This is a genomic window from Phycisphaeraceae bacterium, assembly GCA_019636675.1.
GTDB lineage: Bacteria > Planctomycetota > Phycisphaerae > Phycisphaerales > UBA1924 > JAHBXC01.
In genome coordinates, this window is the sequence record JAHBXC010000004.1 from 126,131 (window position 1) to 143,237 (window position 17,107).

Annotated in this window: 16 protein-coding genes; 10 read left to right on the forward strand and 6 right to left on the reverse strand. The window is 70.1% G+C overall.

Annotated elements, in window-relative coordinates:
• Window positions 1-13 precede the first annotated feature (13 nt).
• The gene (locus KF684_12635; protein ID MBX3353771.1) at window positions 14-1,288 is read right to left on the reverse strand and encodes a hypothetical protein; all 1,275 of its coding nucleotides are present in this window, start codon (window positions 1,286-1,288) and stop codon (window positions 14-16) included.
• A 216-nt stretch (window positions 1,289-1,504) separates the two neighbouring features.
• Between KF684_12635 and KF684_12640 the strand changes: the two genes are divergently transcribed.
• Both KF684_12640 and KF684_12645 read left to right on the forward strand, forming a co-directional pair.
• Window positions 1,505-2,227: a 16S rRNA (uracil(1498)-N(3))-methyltransferase gene (locus KF684_12640; GenBank protein MBX3353772.1), complete on the forward strand. Its 723-nt coding sequence runs from the start codon at window positions 1,505-1,507 to the stop codon at window positions 2,225-2,227.
• Between the two features lie 22 nt (window positions 2,228-2,249).
• Window positions 2,250-3,506, forward strand: coding sequence for a hypothetical protein (locus tag KF684_12645; GenBank protein MBX3353773.1), 1,257 nt, complete (start codon window positions 2,250-2,252; stop codon window positions 3,504-3,506).
• A 6-nt stretch (window positions 3,507-3,512) separates the two neighbouring features.
• On the opposite strand, the gene KF684_12650 is transcribed toward KF684_12645, so the two are convergent.
• Window positions 3,513-3,791: a 4a-hydroxytetrahydrobiopterin dehydratase gene (locus tag KF684_12650; protein ID MBX3353774.1), complete on the reverse strand. Its 279-nt coding sequence runs from the start codon at window positions 3,789-3,791 to the stop codon at window positions 3,513-3,515.
• A gap of 137 nt (window positions 3,792-3,928) precedes the next feature.
• Here KF684_12650 and KF684_12655 point away from each other — a divergent pair, with 137 nt between their 5' ends.
• From KF684_12655 to pgl, 5 genes are all read left to right on the forward strand, one after another.
• On the forward strand, window positions 3,929-4,879 hold the full coding sequence (locus KF684_12655; protein MBX3353775.1) for a hypothetical protein: 951 nt from the start codon (window positions 3,929-3,931) through the stop codon (window positions 4,877-4,879).
• The gene (locus tag KF684_12660; protein MBX3353776.1) at window positions 4,864-5,403 is read left to right on the forward strand and encodes a DUF192 domain-containing protein; all 540 of its coding nucleotides are present in this window, start codon (window positions 4,864-4,866) and stop codon (window positions 5,401-5,403) included. The genes KF684_12655 and KF684_12660 overlap by 16 nt, the downstream gene beginning before the upstream one ends.
• Window positions 5,404-5,537: 134 nt before the next feature.
• Window positions 5,538-6,899, forward strand: a complete 1,362-nt coding sequence (locus tag KF684_12665; GenBank protein MBX3353777.1) for a SpoIIE family protein phosphatase — start codon at window positions 5,538-5,540, stop codon at window positions 6,897-6,899.
• 17 nt (window positions 6,900-6,916) lie between these two features.
• The gene (lpxA, locus tag KF684_12670) at window positions 6,917-7,828 is read left to right on the forward strand and encodes an acyl-ACP--UDP-N-acetylglucosamine O-acyltransferase (GenBank protein ID MBX3353778.1); all 912 of its coding nucleotides are present in this window, start codon (window positions 6,917-6,919) and stop codon (window positions 7,826-7,828) included.
• Window positions 7,825-8,622, forward strand: a complete 798-nt coding sequence (gene pgl / locus KF684_12675; GenBank protein MBX3353779.1) for a 6-phosphogluconolactonase — start codon at window positions 7,825-7,827, stop codon at window positions 8,620-8,622. Before lpxA ends, pgl begins: the two co-directional genes overlap by 4 nt.
• Window positions 8,623-8,631: 9 nt before the next feature.
• On the opposite strand, the gene KF684_12680 is transcribed toward pgl, so the two are convergent.
• On the reverse strand, window positions 8,632-10,065 hold the full coding sequence (locus tag KF684_12680) for a sigma-54-dependent Fis family transcriptional regulator (GenBank protein ID MBX3353780.1): 1,434 nt from the start codon (window positions 10,063-10,065) through the stop codon (window positions 8,632-8,634).
• Between the two features lie 987 nt (window positions 10,066-11,052).
• Window positions 11,053-11,316 carry an acylphosphatase gene (locus KF684_12685; GenBank protein MBX3353781.1) on the reverse strand — a complete coding sequence of 88 codons (264 nt, stop codon included), beginning with the start codon at window positions 11,314-11,316 and terminating at the stop codon, window positions 11,053-11,055.
• A 123-nt stretch (window positions 11,317-11,439) separates the two neighbouring features.
• Here KF684_12685 and KF684_12690 point away from each other — a divergent pair, with 123 nt between their 5' ends.
• The 3 genes from KF684_12690 to rpoD all read left to right on the forward strand — a co-directional run bounded on the left by KF684_12690 (window position 11,440) and on the right by rpoD (window position 16,220).
• Window positions 11,440-12,042 carry a hypothetical protein gene (locus tag KF684_12690; protein ID MBX3353782.1) on the forward strand — a complete coding sequence of 201 codons (603 nt, stop codon included), beginning with the start codon at window positions 11,440-11,442 and terminating at the stop codon, window positions 12,040-12,042.
• Window positions 12,043-12,355: 313 nt separating this feature from the next.
• Window positions 12,356-14,236, forward strand: a complete 1,881-nt coding sequence (gene dnaG / locus KF684_12695) for a DNA primase (protein MBX3353783.1) — start codon at window positions 12,356-12,358, stop codon at window positions 14,234-14,236.
• Between the two features lie 259 nt (window positions 14,237-14,495).
• A complete protein-coding gene (rpoD, locus tag KF684_12700) occupies window positions 14,496-16,220 on the forward strand; it encodes an RNA polymerase sigma factor RpoD (GenBank protein ID MBX3353784.1) in 1,725 nt (574 codons plus the stop codon).
• A gap of 313 nt (window positions 16,221-16,533) precedes the next feature.
• Here rpoD and KF684_12705 read toward each other — a convergent pair whose 3' ends face one another.
• A complete protein-coding gene (locus KF684_12705) occupies window positions 16,534-16,749 on the reverse strand; it encodes a hypothetical protein (protein ID MBX3353785.1) in 216 nt (71 codons plus the stop codon).
• 56 nt (window positions 16,750-16,805) lie between these two features.
• Window positions 16,806-17,015, reverse strand: a complete 210-nt coding sequence (locus KF684_12710; protein MBX3353786.1) for a hypothetical protein — start codon at window positions 17,013-17,015, stop codon at window positions 16,806-16,808.
• Window positions 17,016-17,107: the final 92 nt, after the last annotated feature.

The window sequence follows — 17,107 nt, forward strand, 5'->3', positions numbered from 1 at the left end:
CGTCAAGCCACTGTCAGCGCAGCATCAGGAAGACCCACAGGCACGCCGCGTTGAACAGCGTGACCAGCCCGGCCAACCCCAGCGTGTCGCGGAGCTGCCGGGGCAGTTTCAGCAGGGGCTTGTTCACGACGACCAGCGCCGCCGTCGCCAGCGCGCCCACACCGCCCGGGAGCCGCATCGGGATCGGGAACTTCCGCGGCGCAGGCGCTTCCTCGGGCTTCGGGGGCGGCGCCTTGGGCGCGGGCGCCTTCTTGGGCGCCGGCGCGACCGGGGCGGCTTTCGGCTCGGGGGGAACCGCGGGAGCGGCAGGGGCCGGCGGCGCGACGGCTTCTGGCTCCTCCGACGCGTCTTCGTCCTCGTCGGCGTCGGCGTCAGGGCTCGAGGCGTCGGGCTCCGTCTCGTCGTTGTCCTCGCTCGGCTGCGCGAAGGCGTCCGCCGGCTGGGCCGCGTGTTCCTCGGCCTCTTCGTCGGTGACGGCGACGGCGCGCGGCGAGCTCTCGTCGTCCGGAGCGTCCAGCAGGCGGTCGATCGTCTCGGCGACCGCGTTCACGGCGTCCTCGGTCGCATCGACCTCGGGCTCGTTCACGGGCGCCGCGTCGGCGGCGTCCTCGGGCTCGGCGTTGTCGGATGCCGCGCCTTCCGCGACTTCGGCTTCAGGGGCCTCGGTCTCGGACGCTTCGGGCTCGGTGGTTTCGGGCTCGGCGGCTTCCGGCTCGGGGGCTTCTTGTTCGGGGGCTTCTTGTTCGGGGGCCGGGGCTTCGACGACGCCGGATTCACCGACCTCTTCGCGGAACGCCCTCGCCAACTCTTCGTCGATCTGGGCCGCGATGGACTCTGCGCCGGGATCGGTCTCGTCGGACGCCGCTGGCTCCGGGGTCTCTTCGAGCGGCGCTGCGGCGTCGTCGGCGCGATCGACCTCGGGCAGTTCCTCCTGCGCGGGTCCCGAGGCGTCGAGATCGGCCTGCAGCTGCGACGCGACATCCGCGAGCGCCGCGTCGATGCTCTCGGCGCTCATGTCCGGCGCGTCGGGTTCGTCCTGGTCCGCCGACGCCTCGGCGTCGATCGGCTCGTCGCTGTCGTGTTCGATCGCGCCCTCGTCCGTAAGCGCCTGGCCCTTGGCGACAGCGTCTGCCGCCGCCGCCTCGGCGTCGTCGTCGGAGCGCATCACGCGCGTGATCTCGTCGGCCGCCTCGTTCATCTCGGCGACAAGACTCGACACGAGCGTATCGAGTTCACCCAGCTCATCGCGGGGCGCGGCGTCGTCGGTGTTCGTGGGTCGTGTGGCCATGCGAGGGCCCGGCCCCGCGTACGGGCGCGACAAACCGGGTGATCGGTATCATCGACCCTCCCCCGACGGCACTCAAGGCGACGACGCCTTGTTTCCCCGGTACATTCCCCGGAACTGCCAATCCCGACGCCGTTTCCCCCGCCTTCCCAGACCCCCAGAGGCCGCTTCTCTCGGACCCGCCACGCCAGCCGGTTCAACTTCTCACGCAAGGCACGCATGGCCAGACGACACCGCCTCTTCCTCGCCGACCTCCCCGACGACCCCGACGACCTCCTCGTCGTCGAGGGCGACGAGGCCGAGCACGCCCGGCGCGTCCGACGCGCCGCCCCGGGCGACGCCGCCACGGTCTTCACCGGGCGGGGGCTCGTCCTCGAGTGCGAGGTCGCCGACACCAGGCGCGTGCTCACGCTGCGCGTGCTCGAGCGCCACGAGGTCGAACGCGACCGACCGATCGTCGATGTCTGGGCCGCCACCCCCAAGGGCAGCCGCGCCGACGACATGATCGATTCGCTCAGCCAGGCGGGCGCCGCGTCGTGGGTCCCGATGGAGACGGCTCTGTCCGTCGTCGAGCCGCGCAAGAACAAACTCGATCGCATGACGCGCATCGCCGCCGAGTCGGCCAAGCAGTCCCTGCGCGCGTGGACGATGCGCGTCGACGACCAGGGCTCCTTCAAGGAAGCCCTCAACGCCGGGCGGGCGTCGCTCGTGATCGCCGATCAGTCGGGCGAGCCCTACCAGCCCGGCGGCAGCGACCACATCCGCCTGCTCATCGGCCCCGAGGGCGGCTGGACGGACGCCGAACTCGACGCCGCGAAAGGCGCCGGCGCGCGCGTCGCGTGCTTCGGCCCTCATGTGATGCGGATCGAGGTCGCCGCCCCGGTCGCGTGCGCCATCGTCCTCGATCAGGAACGCCGCGCCCGCGCCACGCGTCAGGACTGACTCACCAGAGGAGACCCGACCGATGCTGACCCCCCGCTGTGTCCTTGCCGCCTTCGTCGCCACCGCCGCGATCGTGTGCCCGGCGTCCCTCGCGACCGACGCCGCCCATCGCGAGCAGGCGCGCGAGATGATCGACCGCGCTCTTGCCTATCTGCGCACCCAGCAGGACGCGCAGACCGGCGGGTGGGCGGTCAACCCCAGCGGGCCCAACTACCCCGCGATCACCGGGCTCGTCGTGCGCGGCATGCTGCTCGACCCGCGCATCGATGCGCGCGACGAATCCGTCCGCCGGGGCGTCGAGTTCATGCTCCGCTACCAGCAGCCCGACGGCGGGATCTACGACCGCGTCCTGCCCAGTTACAACACCGCTCTGTGCCTCTCGGCCCTCGCGCTCGTGCAGCGCGAGAACGCGGCCGCCGCAATCAAGCCGGCGCAGGACTTCCTCCGCTCCCTCCAGTGGAGCGAGCAGTCCGATGTCCCCGAGTCCACGCCCGAGGCGCCCGAGAAGGTCACGCGCGAGCACCCGTTCTACGGCGGCATGGGCTACGGGCGCCACGGGCGCCCCGACCTCTCCAACACCGCCCTCGCCCTCCAGGCGCTGCACGACTCGGGCCTCTCCAGCGACGACCCCGCCTTCCAGCGCGCGCTGGTCTTCCTCGCGCGCTGCCAGATGGTCGAAGGCGTCAACGACATGCCCTACGCGCAGGGCTCCTCGCAGGGCGGGTTCATCTATTCGACGAGCATCAACGCCGAGCAGGTCGGCTCGGGACAGACCCAGGTCGGCGTGCCCGAGAGTTTCGTCGAAGAGACGATGGACGACGGCACGCGCGTCAGCCGCCTGCGCGCGTACGGCTCGATGACCTACGCCGGCTTCAAGAGCATGCTCTACGCGAACCTGAGCCGCGACGATGTGCGCGTGCGCGAGGCGTACGACTGGATGCGCCGCAACTACACGCTCGAAGAGAACCCCCAGATCGGGACCGAGGGGATGTACTACTACCTCGTGATGTTCTCGCGCGCAATGGACGCCTGGGGCGACCCGCACATCACGCCCCTGCGGCCCGCCGGGGGCGAAGGCGTCGGCAACGCCACCGCCCTGCCCAGCGACGCCCTCGTCGAGGGCGACTCACGCGTCTGGGGCAACGACCTGGTCCAACGCCTCGCCGAACTCCAGAACCCCGACGGCTCGTTCCGCCCCCTGAACGATCGCTGGATGGAGAACAACCCGGTGCTGATCACGGCCTACGCGCTGAACGCGCTGCAGCACGCGGTGAGGTGAGCGCCCTCACACCGCCTTATCCGCCTTCGTCGCCAGGTCGAAGTCTTTGCCCGTGATGCCGCCGGCGTCGTGGGTGGAGAGGGTCAGGGTGACCTTGTTGTAGCGGATGAGGATGTCGGGGTGGTGGTCGGCGCCCTCGGCGAGATCGGCGACGCGGTTCACGAAGCGGATCGCGCCGGCGAAGTCTTTGAACAGGTAGGTCCGCTGGATGGCGCCGTTGGTCTCGGACCACTCGGGGATGAGCTTCAGGCGCTCCTCGATCTGCGGGGTTTCGAGCTTCTGCATGAGGATTCTCTCTCTCTCGGGGATACGAGGTCATCCGCGCATGGCTCTGCGCCCGGCGCTCAGGACGGGTATCTTCGGGCATGGCCCCGGAGAGTCAAGCCGACGCACACCCCCCGAACAGGGACGCCCTCCCCCGGGTGACGCGTCTGGCGCCCTCTCCGACCGGGGCGCTGCACCTGGGCAACGCGAGAACTTTCCTCGTGAACTGGGCGATGGCCCGCGCCGCGGGCTGGCGGATCGTGCTGCGGATCGAGGACCTCGACGGCCCGCGCGTGAAGCACGACGCCGCGACGCGCGCGATCGAGACGCTGCGCTGGCTGGGCATCGACTGGGACGACGGGCCGCTGGTGCAGTCCGACGACCTGTCGCCCTTCGTCGAGGCGATGCGCGCCCTCGCGCGCGAAGGGAAGGCGTACCCCTGCGCGCTGACGCGCGCCGAGATCGAGGACGCCGCCTCGGCGCCGCACGGCGCGAGCGTGTCGATGGGGTCGGGCCAACCGGGGGGCGAGTCGCGCTTCCCGGCGTCGCTGCGACCACCGCTCGTCCCGCGCGAGTTCGACGACCCCGAAACCAACTGGCGCTTCGTCACCCCACCGGGACATGTCGCGTTCGCCGACGCGTTCTGCGGCCCCCAGCGCCTCGATCCCAGCGAAACCGTGGGCGACTTCGTGATCTGGACGAAGCGCGGGCAGCCGGCGTACCAACTCGCCGTCGTCGTCGACGATCACCGACAGGGCGTGAACGAGGTCGTGCGCGGCGACGACCTGCTCGACTCGGCGGCGCGCCAGATCCTGTTGCGGCGCGCGCTGGGGATCGCGCAGGACCCTGTCTACACCCACCTGCCCCTGGTCGTGGGCGAAGACGGGCGCCGCCTCGCGAAGCGCCACGGCGACACGCGCGTGGAGCACTACCGCGAGCGCAAGGTCCCGGCGGAGCGCGTGATCGGGCTTCTGGCCCGCTGGAGCGGCGTCACCGACAGGCGCGAGCCGATGACGCCCGACGAATTCCGGGAGCGATTCTCGCTGGAGCGGATGCCCCGATCGGCGGTAGTGTTCACCTCGGAGGACGACGCATGGCTACTCGGATGACGCTTCACACCACGCTGCTGACGACCGGGGTTCTCGCGCTGGGCGCGCTCGGCGCGTGCTCGTCGGGCGAGAACGCCGGGAACTCGCGCGCGCCCAGCGGCCTGCCGACGGCGCCCGTCGCCGTGAAGGGCGAGCGTTTCGTGATGGAGCTGGCCCTCGACGACGCGTCGCGCATCAAGGGCCTCTCGGGGCGCGCCGAGATCGACCCCAAAGGCGGGATGCTGTTCGTGTTCCCGACCTCGCAGCGGCGCGAGTTCGTGATGCGCGACTGCCCCGTGCCCATCGACATCGCCTTTCTGGACCCGTCCGGTCGCGTGGTCGCTGTGCACGCGATGGTCCCAGAAGAACCCAAGCGCGAGAACGAGACGGATTTCGAGTACGAGAACCGCCTGAAGCGTTATTCGAGCCGCTTCCCGGCGCAGTTCGCGGTCGAGACGGCCGGGGGACGCCTGACGGCTCTGGGGCTCAGGGAAGGCGAACTGGTGGTCTTCGACGTGGAAGGGCTCAAGCGCCGGGCGCAGTAGGCCGATCCCTGCGCGTTGGCCGGACGCGTTGTGCGCCCACGGAGTGCGGCGGGCGTTCGGAGGAGAGAGAGCCACGACGGAGTCGCCGGTTCTTCCCGGACCTCGTCGCGAGCGCAACGGATCGGCAGGCCCACGTGACGAGGCATCTGTCCAACTCGGACCGTCCGATTACCCTGATCGCGCCCGGTCGCGTCGAAGAGGCGCAGGCGCGCGTGTGGCGACGCATCGCGTCCTACTGGCCTTCGCGCGCCCAGCCCCCGGTCGTGCAGCTCATGGAGTTCGACGACGCGCTGCGCCACCCCGAACAGATCGCCGGCAGCGCCGCGCTGGTCATCTATCACGACGACGAGCCGCCGCCGGTCACGCTGCACGCGCTGGCCGACGCGCTGCAGGCCAAGATGATCCCGGCGATCGCGCTCATCCCTCGCCTGGCGGAGCACCCCTCGCGCATCGCGGGCGACGAGATCCTCCAGATGGACAGCGCGACGACGCCCGTCATCGTCGCCGCCGCCATGTACGCGCTCGTGGAGCGCCAGCCCACCATCGACAACCTGCTCCACGAGAACACCTCGCTGCGGCGCTTCCAGCAGGGTCTGCGAGGCCAGATCGAGAAGGTCAACGAGGAGCTGCAGCTCGCCAGCCAGGTCCAGCGCGACTTCCTCCCTCGCGAGCTGCCTCGCGTCGCGGGGCTCGAGCTCGCCGCCTTCTTCCGGCCCTGCGGGTATGTCAGCGGCGATATCTACGACATCCAGCGCCTCGACGACCGGCACATCGGCTTTTTCGTCGCCGACGCCGTCGGCCACGGCGTGCCGGCGGCGCTCATGACCATGGCCCTCGCGCGCACGCTCCACATGGCCGAGATCCGCGGCGAGCACGGCGAGGTCGTCTCGCCCGGCGAGGCGCTCGGGCGACTCAACCGCGAGATGATCCGCCGGCACGGCTCCACGCCACGCTTCGCGACGGCGGTCTACGGCGTCATCGACCTTCAGGCCATGCGCGTGACGGTCGCCGGCGCCGGGCACCCGCCCCCCCTGCGCGTTCGCGCCGCAGGCATCGAGCCCGTGACCACGCAGGGCAGTCTGCTGGGCGTCTTCCCCGACGATTCCTACGAAGAGATCTCCTTCGACCTGAGCGACGACGAGGTGCTGGTCATCCACACCGACGGGTTCGAGACCGCCTTCCCCGAATCGCACGCCGACAACCACTCGCGGCGCATCCCCACCGGCAACTACCTGCAGCACTTCCAGGACATGTACCACGCCATCGCGCGGGCGAGCGTCGACGACTACGAGCGCGACCCCCGCTTCCACGCGCGCGCCGGCCTGGTGCATCCGGACCGGGGGCGCCTGGACGCCGGCCTCGCCGAGCTCGCGCACCGGCTCGACAACCACGCCGGCTCGCTCCACCAGATCGACGACCTGACCGCGATCGTGCTCGCCAAGGGCGCAAGCAGCGGGCAGGGCCTCGAGGGCGGGCGTCGCTCACGCGCCGCGTGAACCACTAGAATCGCGGCGTGAGCACCACCCACGCCCGCGAGCCCTCGCTTCTCCACGACGACCTCCCGCCCCCCGACGCGTCGGGGCGGAGGGTCCACCCCGGCGCGTTCGTGCACGCGACCGCCGAGCTGGGCGAGGGCGTGACGATCGGCGCCGGCGCACGCGTCGGCCCGCGCTGCGTCATCGGCGACCGCACCGTGCTGCACCCCGGCGCGATCGTGGTCAGCCACACAACCATGGGCGCCGACAACGCGGTCCACCCCTTCGCCGTCATCGGGGGAGACCCGCAGGACCGCGCGTACAAGCCCGACAACCCCGGGCGCGTCGTCATCGGCGACCGCAACATCTTCCGCGAGCACGTCACCGTCTCGCGCAGCACCGGCGACGAGCGACCCACCCGCATCGGCAGCGGGTGCATGTTCATGGCCAACGCCCACGCCGGGCACAACGCGATCGTCGGCAACAGCGTGGTGCTCGTGAACAGCGCCGTGCTCGCCGGCTGGACCGAGGTGGGCGACAACACCACGCTCTCGGGCTTCGCCGGGGTGCACCAGTTCTGTCGCGTGGGAGAGGGCGTGATCCTGCAGGGCGGCTCGATCGCGACCAAGCACATCCCGCCCTTCACGATCTGCTCGTCCTTCAACCAGATCGCGGGCCTGAACCGCGTGGGCATCCGGCGCAATCCCGCGCTGACGCCGCGCGAGCGCTCCGACATCCGCGACGCGTTCCGCGCGTTCTACGCCGGGCGAGAGGTGCGCTCCTTCGCCGAGCGCCTGAGCGCCCTCGAAAAACTCGACCTCGCGCCCGCCGCCGAACGCTTCCGCGCCTTCATCGTGAACGCGGCCAACGAGCAGGGGCGTTTCAAGCGGGGCGTCGCGCCCAAGCGCGTGCGCCGCCACGCCCAGGACAGCGGGGACGACGCCGAATGAGCGACCACATCTCCCTCGAGCACGCCGTCACGCCCCCGGCCCTGCCGGGAGAGGTCGTCGTGCGCGACACGCCCCACGATGTCTTCGACGCGCTGGCCGCGGACTTCCACATGCACGCGCTCAACTGCGCGCGCGCGTTCGGCTCGTTCCACATCGCGCTCTCGGGCGGGTCGACGCCCCTGCCCTTCTACCAGCAACTGATGTACGACCCCCAGCACCGCTCGCTGCCGTGGGACAAGACGCACCTGTGGGTCGTCGACGAGCGCCGCGTGCCCTTCGAGGACGAGCGCAGCAACTACGCCATGCTGCGCGACATCTTCGTCGAGCACTCCGGCATGGCCCGCTCCCACGCGCACCCGATGGACCCCCATCGCGACGACGCCGACATCGCCTACGAGTCGAAGATCGTGCACGAGCTCTCGTCGCGAGGGCGCGGCCTCGACAGGCTCGACTTCGTGCTCCTGGGCATGGGCGACGACGCGCACACCGCGAGTCTGTTCCCACACACCCCCCCGGTGCGCGAGACGCGCCGGCTCGTGCGCATGAACGACGGGCCCGGCGTCACGCCCCCGGCGCGCATCACGATGACGCTGCCCCTGCTCAACGCGTCGCGATTCGTCGCGGTGCTCGTGATCGGCAAGAAGAAGCGCGACACCCTCGCGCGCGTCGCGCAGGCCTTCGAACGCGAGCCCCGCCCGGCAGACCCGACAACCGTCGACGAGCTGCCCATCCTGGGTGTTCGCCCCCTCGGCGGCGAGCTGCGCTGGTACCTCGACGCAGAGGCGTGCGGGTAACCAGCGACCTCACCCCCTCATCCGAGCCCTCATCTGTCGCGGCCTGGGAATCCCCAGCTTGTCCATGCGCGACAGGAGCGTCTGCGGGTTCATGCCCAGTTTCTTCGCCGCGCCGTCGTCGCCGAACACGCGGTAGTCGTTTGTCTCCAGCGCGTGCATGATCTGCAGGCGCTGCAACTGCTCCGCCGTCAGGTCCAGCAGCACATCGCGCGGCGTCTCCTCGTTGCGCCCGGATCGCCCGCCCTCGCCCCCCTGCCCGGGCGTGGGCGCGTCGGGCAGCTCGATCTCGAGCTCGGGCCCGTCGGCGAGCAGCGTCGCGCGCTCGACCGAGTTCTCCAGCTCGCGCACGTTGCCGGGCCAGCGGTACGCCAGCACGCGGCGCATGCTCCGCTCGCTCAGGGGCAGCGCGGGCCGGCCCATCCTGCGCGCGTGCTTCTCGTGCAGAAACTCGATGAGCGCGCGCAGGTCGTCGCGCCGGTCGCGCAGCGGCGGCGCGTCGATGCGGAACACATTGAGCCGGTAGAACAGGTCCTCGCGGAACCGCCCGCGCTCGACCTGCTTCGCCAGGTCGCGGTGCGTGGCGGCGATGAGGCGCACATCGACGCGGATCGTCTCCGCCCCGCCCACGCGCTCGAAGAGCCCGTTCTGCAGCACGCGCAGCAGCTTCGCCTGCGCCGCCGGAGACAGCTCCGCGATCTCGTCGAGGAACAGCGTCCCGGTGTCGGCGAGCTCGAACTTGCCCAGGCGCTGGCGGTCGGCGCCGGTGAACGCGCCGCGCTCGTGCCCGAACAGCTCGGACTCGATGAGCGTCTCGGGGAGCGCCGCACAGTTGACGGCGATGAACGCCTGGTGCGCGCGCCGGGACTTCGCGTGGATCGCGCGCGCGATCAGGTCCTTGCCCGAGCCCGTCTCGCCGTGGACGAGCACCGTCGCGTCGGCGGTCGCGACGCGCTCGATCTGGTCGAACACGCGCAGCATGGGCGCCGAACCCCCGATGATGTCGGGGGGCGTCGAGAAGTCGCCCGCCGTCTCGCGCTGGATCGCGCCAAGACGCTCTCGCGCACGCTCCGCCCTCGCGAGCTGCTCGCGCAGCCGGTTCAGCTCGTCGCGCAGCGCCGTCCGCGACGACGCGTCCACCAGCGTTACCACGGCGTGCGCGCCCCCGGGCGCCCCCTCGCCCAGACGCTCGGCCCACACATCCGCGACGGCGTCCGGACCGGCCCCCATCGCCGACGACCTCGACATCGCGACATCCGTCAGGTGCGCGCGCAGCGCGTCGCTCGCCAGGGCCTCCTGAAGGCGACGGACGACCGACTCGCCCGCCGCGAAGAGGTCCGCCGACGGCGCGGCGACCAGCTGGTCAGCACGCGACACCACCCGCTCCGCGGCCGCCCGGTTGGCGAACACCACCCGCCAACCTCCGTCCACGAGCACGACTCCCACGCCGAGATGGTCGAGGAGAGGGCCAGCCGAGCGAAGGGAGTCATACGCCATACCCGAGTATGACATATCATACTTTCGGATTCAACTACTTCGATTCGTAATTCTGATTGTTGAATGTCACGATTTTCTCTGTGAAGTGCCCGGAGATGCCGTCTGGAGCGTCTGGGATGGGCTCGGACCGTCTGGCACGCCCTTTGAAATGTGTTCTCTGTCGAACGGCGTCTCCGGCGCCAAGGCCCCCCAGGGATGCTGGGAGGAGCGAGAGAGAGACCACGAGAGACCGGCGTCCGTGATGGGGATGGCCGGCTCGTGGGGACGGGCGCGGATGAGAGAGCCGCGCCCGGTCAAGGGGAGAGCGACTCGTTCCCAGATGGGGAGCTGATCGCCAAGGCGCCGTTCGACGCTTCGCACACGGGCCGGAAGGCCCTTCCTTGAGGATCGATCGGGCGGGAACGCCCTGATCAACGCCCGGATCACCCGCCGGGCGCACTCCGACGCGCATGGCGCGTCGACAGCCCAGGCTCGAAAGGGCCGGGCCGGGTGAAGGGGATTGGCTCGGGCTGGGGAAAGCCCGCCCCGAGCCATTCGTAGATACCCGGACGCGGCGTTCGCGTCCCGAGACGGGGAACACCGGAGCCGACCCTTGCCTTCGCGGCTCCGCCGTTCTCGACACTGACCCGGATACCGACGCGGAAACGCCTCGACCCGGTAGCCATACCGAATCCCGATCACGCGGCGTCGTCGTCGCACTCTGTGCGCCGACGACGCTTCCTCCGAGAATCCACCCCACGCGCCGGACTCGCCGCACGCCGACACACACCGGCGAGCGAGCTCAGGACCCCGGCGCCAGATCGACGGGCCAAGGCATTCCCCCGTCGTGCGAGAATCGGCTCCGAGGAGAGAGCGACGACACACACAGGCGCCCGCGGCTGCACAGGCACGCGGGCGTCGTCGCGCGCGATCATCGAGAACCCCCGCCCCGCTCGATCACCTGATCTCGAACCCCGGGTACCCACGCTCCGCCTCGAACGCTTCGAGTTCCTCGGAGCGGATCTTCTCGTGGAGCGCCGCTCGCAACGCGTCGAGGTACTTCTCGAGCTGCTCCTCGTCGCCCTCGACGACGAGGAAGACCGACCCGTCGGGCTCGTTTCGCACGAACCCGGTCACCGGGAAGTCTCTCGCGAGGTCCTTCGCCGTTGCGCGAAAGCCGACGCCCTGCACCATGCCGTGGAAAGTGACCTGGTATCGCATGCCAGCGATTGTACAGGACAACCCGGGCTCCGCGACCCGGCTTGCGTCCGCCCTCGGCCCGCCGGTACGCTGCCCACGCACAGCCGCCCGACTTGGGGAGTCGGGCGCGAGGAGACACCGGGAATGACCCTCCACCGCTCGCTCGTCGTCGTCGCCGCCGGCATGCTCCCGTTCGGCGTCGCGGCATCCGCCTCGCCGATTCTGGTCACCTACGACATGATCGCCGATCTCGAGATCAACGGCGTGATGCATCACCACGCGCACACCGTCGCCACGCTGAAGGGACGCACCGAGGATCTCGTCGAGACGCCCTCGGTCGCCGGCCCGGCGTTCACGCTGCCCGTGGGCATCGATGTCCGCGTCGAAGGCGTCGACAGTTTCTTCTTCTACACCGAGGTCGTCGCCTTCGCGCACCCGGAGTTTGGGTATATCGGCCTGCGCTCCTCCCCCTCCAACGCGATCGCCTTCGCGTTCATCTCCTCCGACGCCGTCGGCTTCGACCTCAGCCGCGACTGGGGGCCCGCCCCGCTCGGCGGCGGGGGTGGGACCCCGACCACGATCCTCCACGTCTCCATCGGAGTGCTGGCGTTCCACGCCGTCCACTCCGGCACCCTGCGCGCCGAAGCCATGCCTTCCCCCGGGGCCGGGGCCCTCCTCGCCGGGGCGGCCCTCGCAGGCGTCTGCCGACGCCGCCGAACAGCCCCGGATGGTCCGAAAAACGCGTAAAACGGGCCGACTCTGCGAGTTTTGTCGACAAGGGCCCGAGTTCGTTTGACCGCCCCCCGGCGTGGGCTAGTCTTCCCTTGCCAGTTCCTGCGCCCACCACGCGCTCGTGACTTCGACAGGTAACGCCTGCGCAAGCCGAGCCATCCTCCACGGGCAAATGGGGCTGTCGGGCTCGCGCACGGAATAATGCGCGCAGTCGCGGCGGCTCGACGAGCAGCGACTCGTCGGACGGGTTGACACGGACGCGAAGGATTCGCGCCCGGTTGCCTTGGTCCGTCCTTCGCTCGTCGCCACCGTTCTTCCTTCACATCGCGTGCCGCAGGCCCGTCCGTTCCAGAACGACGATCGTCAGAGAGTCCTCGACGCTTCGGACATCGTCCGACTCGTGGGCGAGCATGTCCAATTGCGCCCCAAGGGACGCGAGTTCGTCTGCGTCTGCCCCTTCCACGACGACCACAAGCCCTCCATGTACGTCGTCCCCTCCAAGCAGATCTACCACTGCTTCTCCTGCGGCGCCGGGGGCAACGCGCTCGACTTCGTCATCAACTACTTCAAGATGGATTTCCGCGAGGCCCTCAAATTCCTCGCCGATCGCGCGGGCGTCGAACTCACGCCCTGGAACCCGCGACCAGACGCCGCCAACGCTGCGCAAGGCGACAGCGAGTCCCGTTCAACTCGCGCGCAGCTCTTCGACGCCGCCGCCTTCGCCCACGACTTCTTCCGCACCATCCTCCGCCACGCCGAGCACGGCGCCGTCGCCCGCGAGACAGTCCAGAAGCGCGCCATCGCGCCGCAGATGGTCGAGGAGTTCGGCATCGGCGCCGCCCCCGACCGCTGGGACGGGCTCGAACGCACCATCGCCTCCAAGAACATGGACCCGGCGCCCTTCCTCGCGCTGGGCCTGCTCAAGCGCCGCGAGCGTGAAACGGGAATGTACGACGCGCTGCGCCACCGCCTGATCTTCCCGATCCACGACCAGATCGGGCGCGTGATCGGCTTCGGCGGGCGCAAGATGCGCGACGAGGACGAGCCCAAGTACCTGAACAGCCCCGAGTCCGCGCTCTTCGACAAGGGCAAGAACCTCTACGCCCTCCACTTGGCGCGCAAGGCCATCCAGGACACCAAGACCGCGATCATCACCGAGGGCTACACCGATGTCATCGCCTGCCACCAGGCCGGCGTGCGCAACGTCGTCGCCACGCTCGGCACCTCGCTCACGCGCGACCACGCGCGCCAGCTCGAACGCCTTTGCGACACCGTCGTCCTGCTCTTCGACGCCGACGAAGCCGGCCAGCGCGCCGCCGATCGAGCCATCGAGATCTTCTTCAACGCGCCCATCGATGTGAAGATGTGCGTCCTCCCCGGGGGCAAAGACCCCGACGAACTCCTCAAGCAGGAGGGCGGCGCCGAACGCTTCCGCGAGGCGCTCGCCGGCGCGATGGACGCGCTGGATTTCCGCTTCGCGCGACTGCGCCAGCGCGCCGCCGGCGAGGGCATGTCGAGCGTCGCGAAGCTCGTCGAGAACGACGCGCAGCGCCTCGTCGAGCTGGGCCTGCTCAACCTCGAGCCCATCCGCAAGCGGCGCGTCGTGCGCCGGCTCGCGACGATCGCCGGCGTCACGGAATCCGACATCGAGCAGACCCTCCGCCGCCACGCGTCCAGGAGCGCGAGCAGGCCCGCGCGCGTGGGCGAGAACGACGCGACCGACCCCGACGCCGCCCCCACCGGCTCGGCCCGCGCAGGCCTGGGCGTCATCCCCAACGGCCCCGGCGAGCAGGCGCTCGGCGCGCTGCTGGCAGACCCCACGCTGTTCCACGACCTGCGCGACGACGAGGTCGGCGCCCTCGAGGCGCACCGCTTCACGCACCCGGCGTGCGCCGAGGTCGCCCAGACCCTCCTCGCCATGCTGCACGCCGGCGACGACTGCGCCGCGACCTCGCTCCTCGCAGCGATGCCATCCGCCAACGCGCGCACCGGCGCTGGCGAGCTGATGATGCGCGCCGAACTCCCCTGCGAAGGGGACCGCGCGCGGCGGCTCAAGACCCTGCGCGACTGCCTCGCACGCCTCGACGTCGCCGCCGCTCGCGCCACCGCGACCGATTCCAACGCCCGATTCCAGGCGCTGCTCGAGGCGCACGCGCGCCACGGGCGCATGCCCACCGCCGTCCCCAGACCCGCCAGCACACCCCCCTGATCTGATCCATCGATTCTCGCTCGGCTTTGTCCCGCAACCTCACGCCTCTGCGCTCCAATAACCAGCGTCTCGTTTCGCCTCTCCGCTCCGCGCTGCCCACGATACGACCCTCCCGGAGAAGTCCCCCGTGCCCGCACACACGAAACTCCCCGAGACCTTCGGCGACCGACTCCGCACCCTCTTCCAGCGCTCCCTCGAGCGCGGCTGGATGGGCTACGACGAGCTCAACGACGACATCCCCGACGATCTCTGCGACATGATGCGCATCGACGAGGTCCTCCACGAGGCCGACCGACTCGCGATCCCCTTCAAGGACCTGCGCGATGTCCGGTGCTGGCGCCTGCGCGAAGCCGCGCGCGTCGCCTCCGAGAACGCCCTCGCCCTCGCCAGCGGCCAGACCCCCGCCGCGCCAGACAACGCGCAGCAGACCGCGTCGCTCAACGGCTCCGCGAAGTCCGTCGCCGCCCAGAAGGCCCGCGCCGAACGCCTCTTCATGAGCGCCATCGACGAGGGCCTCCTCGACGAGGACGAGGCCCGCGAGCTCGCCCGCGCCCTCGAGGCCGACAGCGCCACCAAGCGCATCGACGACCCGGTGCGCATGTACCTGACCCAGATGGGCTCCATCCCCCTCCTCACCCGCGACGAGGAGGTCCGACTCGCCAAGAAGATCGAACTCACGCGCATGGTCTATCGCCGGCGCGTCCTCGAACTCGACTACTGCGCCGCGCAGGCCCTCGACACGCTCCTCCAGGTCGAGCGCGGCGAGCTGCCCTTCGACCGCACCATGCGCATCTCCACCGCCGAGGCCGACAGCAAGGGCAAGCTCGGCAAGCGCATCCCCGCCAACGCGCCCACCATCCGCAAACTCCTCGAACTCGCGCGCGCCGACTGGGAAGCCCTCGTCGAGGCCCGCGCCGCCAAAGACGCCAAGGCCATCGAGTCCATCGAGGCCCGCCTCGCCACGCGCCGCCGGCGCATCGCCACGCTCTGCGAAGAGTGCACCCTGCGCACCAGCCGCCTCACGCCCATCTTCCGCAAGCTCAAGAGCGTCGCCCAGAAGATGGCCGAGCTCCAGCGCGAGATCGCCAAGGCCGCCCGCGGCGCCTCGCGCTACGACGCCGACGACGTCGCCGTCATGAAGGAAGAACTCGCCGGCCTGCGCACCCTCGTCTGCGCCGACCCCGAAGAGCTCATGCGCCGCATCCAGGTCGTCGACACCATCTACTGGGAATACGAGCAGGCCAAGCGCGACCTCTCCGGAGGCAACCTCCGCCTGGTCGTCTCCATCGCCAAGAAGTACCGCAACCGCGGCCTGTCCTTCCTCGACATCATCCAGGAGGGCAACACCGGGCTGATGCGCGCCGTCGACAAGTACGAGTACAAGCGCGGCTACAAGTTCTCCACCTACGCCACCTGGTGGATCCGGCAGGCCATCACCCGCGCCATCGCCGACCACGCGCGCACCATCCGCATCCCGGTCCACATGATCGAGACGATGACCAAACTGCGCACCATCCAGAAAGCGCTCCTCCAGGAGATGGGCATCGAGCCCACGATGGAAGAGGTGGCCGAGCGCGCGAAGATGACCACCGACGAGGTGCGCCGCGTCCTCAAGATCTCGCGCCACCCCGTTTCCCTCGACCGACCCGTCGGCGAGAACGAAGACTCCTACTTCGGCGACTTCATCGAGGACGAGCGCCAGGAAGCGCCGGCCTCCACCGCCGGCAACGAGATGCTCAAGAACCGCATCGAGCAGGTGCTCAAGACCCTCACCTACCGCGAGCGCGAGATCATCAAACTCCGCTACGGCATCGGCGACGGCTACACCTACACCCTCGAAGAAGTCGGACGCATCTTCAAGGTCACCCGTGAACGCGTGCGACAGGTCGAGGCCAAGGCCATCCGCAAACTCCAGCACCCCGTCCGCTCGCGCAAACTCGCCGGCTTCCTCGAGAACTCCCGCGAATCGCAGCTGACGGAATAATCTCGGCGCCATCACACGAGCGCAGCGAGTGTGATGCGATCTTCCATCGATCCGCATCAACAAGAGATTCACCGCAGAGGTCGCAGAAAGCACGGAGGAAGAAGTAAGAGTGGGTGGCGTGGTACGGGCGCAGCCCGTGCCACGGTGTTCTGCCTCCGCTCCGAATCCCCTCCCTCCCCTACGCGCTGCGTGGGGGAGGCCAGGTGATGGCTACCCCTCCTCCGGGCTTCCCTTCTGCCTTTCTCTCTCTCTTTTCTTCCCCCCCCCTCCCGCTCGCGGGAGTGGGCATGGGGAGGGTCTTGAGGCCCGCCCCTCACCCCTCGCTGACCACCCCGATCGCCACGCGCAGCACGATGTACGCGCCGAAGAGCAGCGCCATCGCGCCCAGCACCAGCGACTGCGCCTCCTGCCGCTCTCCCAGCCGCTTTTTGGCCATCGCCTTGCGCAGCAGCAGCGCGCCGGCGCCGATCATCGCCGCGAGGAGGGCAAAGAGCGCGACGCCGATCATGGTGCGATGGTGGGGCTGCATGGGCGATCTCTCAGGGGTTCACAGAGGGTAGTGCGCCGCCGCCGCGCCGTCGTCGCTCACCCCAACACCCCGGCCGCCGCGCGCAGCAGCAGGAACCCGCACCCGAGCGCCAGCGCGCCCCACAGCGTCATCATCTGCCCCTCGCGCCGCTTGCCGATCTGCGTCTTCCCGGCCCCGCGGACGAGCAGCAGCATCCCCGCCAACGCCGCGACCGCCGCCAACACGAGCAGCCCCACGGCGATGATGACACGATCCCGCTCGGACATCAGCGAACCCTCCACACACGACGCCCCAGAATAAAGCTCGCCCGCGCCGCGTCAACCCGCGACCGCCAGCCGTGAAATCCCAGTCATCGCCG